The following is a 2,500-nucleotide window of genomic DNA, read 5'->3' as shown; positions in this document are numbered from 1 at the left end:
ACTGATCCTAACCAAACTCCGAATACCGGGGAGTACTACTCGGCAGACACACGGCGGGTGCTAACGTCCGTCGTGAAAAGGGCAACAACCCTAACCTCCAGCTAAGGTCCCCAAGTCATGGCTAAGTGGGAAAGGATGTGAGGATCCCAAAACAACCAGGATGTTGGCTTAGAAGCAGCCATCATTTAAAGAAAGCGTAACAGCTCACTGGTCTAAATAAGGGTCTTTGCGCCGAAAATGTAACGGGGCTGAAGCCATGCACCGAAGCTGAGGATGTGTAGCAATACACGTGGTAGCGGAGCGTTCCGTAAGCTGATGAAGGGAGACCCGTGAGGGCTCCTGGAGGTATCGGAAGTGCGAATGTTGACATGAGTAACGATAAAGAGGGTGAGAGACCCTCTCGCCGAAAGACCAAGGGTTCCTGCTTAAAGTTAATCTGAGCAGGGTTAGCCGGCCCCTAAGACGAGGCGGACACGCGTAGTCGATGGGAACCACGTTAATATTCGTGGGCCTGGTGGTAGTGACGGATTGCACAAGTTGTTCATTCTAATTGGATTGGATGGGCAGCGGAGCGGTTCCAGGAAATAGCTCCACCGTATAGACCGTACCCGAAACCGACACAGGTGGTCAGGTAGAGTATACCAAGGCGCTTGAGAGAACTATGTTGAAGGAACTCGGCAAATTGCACGCGTAACTTCGGAAGAAGCGTGACCCCATATGAGGCAACTCTTGTGGGGTGGCACAGACCAGGGGGTAGCGACTGTTTATCAAAAACACAGGGCTCTGCGAAGTCGCAAGACGACGTATAGGGTCTGACGCCTGCCCGGTGCTGGAAGGTTAAGAGGAGAGGTGCAAGCTTTGAATCGAAGCCCCAGTAAACGGCGGCCGTAACTATAACGGTCCTAAGGTAGCGAAATTCCTTGTCGGGTAAGTTCCGACCTGCACGAATGGCGTAACGACTTCCCCGCTGTCTCCAACATAGACTCAGTGAAATTGAATTCCCCGTGAAGATGCGGGGTTCCTGCGGTCAGACGGAAAGACCCCGTGCACCTTTACTATAGCTTTACACTGGCATTCGTGTCGGCATGTGTAGGATAGGTGGTAGGCTTTGAAGCGGGGACGCCAGTTTCCGTGGAGCCATCCTTGAAATACCACCCTTATCGTCATGGATGTCTAACCGCGGCCCGTCATCCGGGTCCGGGACAGTGTATGGTGGGTAGTTTGACTGGGGCGGTCGCCTCCGAAAGAGTAACGGAGGCGCGCGATGGTGGGCTCAGACCGGTCGGAAATCGGTCGTCGAGTGCAATGGCATAAGCCCGCCTGACTGCGAGACTGACAAGTCGAGCAGAGACGAAAGTCGGTCATAGTGATCCGGTGGTCCCGCGTGGAAGGGCCATCGCTCAACGGATAAAAGGTACGCCGGGGATAACAGGCTGATGACCCCCAAGAGTCCATATCGACGGGGTTGTTTGGCACCTCGATGTCGGCTCATCGCATCCTGGGGCTGGAGCAGGTCCCAAGGGTTTGGCTGTTCGCCAATTAAAGCGGTACGTGAGCTGGGTTCAGAACGTCGTGAGACAGTTCGGTCCCTATCTGCCGTGGGTGTAGGAATATTGACAGGATCTGTCCCTAGTACGAGAGGACCGGGATGGACATATCTCTGGTGGACCTGTTGTCCTGCCAAGGGCATAGCAGGGTAGCTATATATGGACGGGATAACCGCTGAAGGCATCTAAGCGGGAAACCCACCTGAAAACGAGTGTTCCCTATCAGAGCCGTGGAAGACGACCACGTTGATAGGCCGGGTGTGGAAGTGCGGCAACGCATGAAGCTTACCGGTACTAATAGCTCGATCGGCTTGATCGTTCTCATTGTTCATGCTCATCAGCCAGAGGCTGATGATGCCTGACCTTTGTCCTGACGCGCCAAGGGCGCTGCGGACGGCCCGCCAAACGATTGGCGACGGCCTCTGGCCTGTATGGGTGCCACAAGCACCCGCAGCCGGAAGAGATCCAAAAGACGTGTTCAAAAAACAGGCCAACGCCTGCCAGCTTCTCAAATCAATAAGTTGCGCTTTGCCGACCTGGTGGTTATGGCGGGGTGGCTGCACCCGTTCCCTTTCCGAACACGGCCGTGAAACGCCCCTGCGCCCATGGTACTTCGTCTTAAGACGCGGGAGAGTAGGTCGCTGCCAGGTCTGCAAAACGCAACTCAGTTGATAAAAATCTTCTCTGAACAAACCCAAACGGCCAAGGCCGAAACAAAGGGCCGCTCACAAGCGGCCTTTCGTGTTATAATAGTTCCGCGGGGTGGAGCAGCCCGTTCGGCCTAAGATCGATCCACCGGATCGATCTCCAAACGGCCTCACCTCGTCAGGCTACGCCTGACATCGCTCCCGGGCATAACGTCCGGAATGAAATATCGCGGGGTGGAGCAGCCCGGTAGCTCGTCAGGCTCATAACCTGAAGGCCGCAGGTTCAAATCCTGCCCCCGCAACCAA

1 tRNA gene and 2 rRNA genes (1 of these 3 cut by a window edge) are annotated in these 2,500 nt (G+C 55.2%); all 3 read left to right on the top strand.

Annotation, left to right across the window (positions count from 1 at the left end):
- A 23S ribosomal RNA gene (locus HJC04_RS31410) occupies positions 1-1,866 on the top strand; it begins 1,013 nt to the left of the window's first position.
- A 216-nt stretch (positions 1,867-2,082) separates the two neighbouring features.
- Positions 2,083-2,197: ribosomal RNA gene (rrf, locus tag HJC04_RS31405) — 5S ribosomal RNA — on the top strand.
- A 225-nt stretch (positions 2,198-2,422) separates the two neighbouring features.
- Positions 2,423-2,499 (top strand) — tRNA-Met (locus HJC04_RS31400).
- Position 2,500: the final 1 nt, after the last annotated feature.

This window comes from Rhizobium sp. NLR8a (assembly GCF_019685235.1).
GTDB lineage: Bacteria > Pseudomonadota > Alphaproteobacteria > Rhizobiales > Rhizobiaceae > Rhizobium.
The sequence above is the reverse complement of the archived record's forward strand: the minus strand, read 5'-3'. Positions and strand labels throughout refer to the sequence as shown.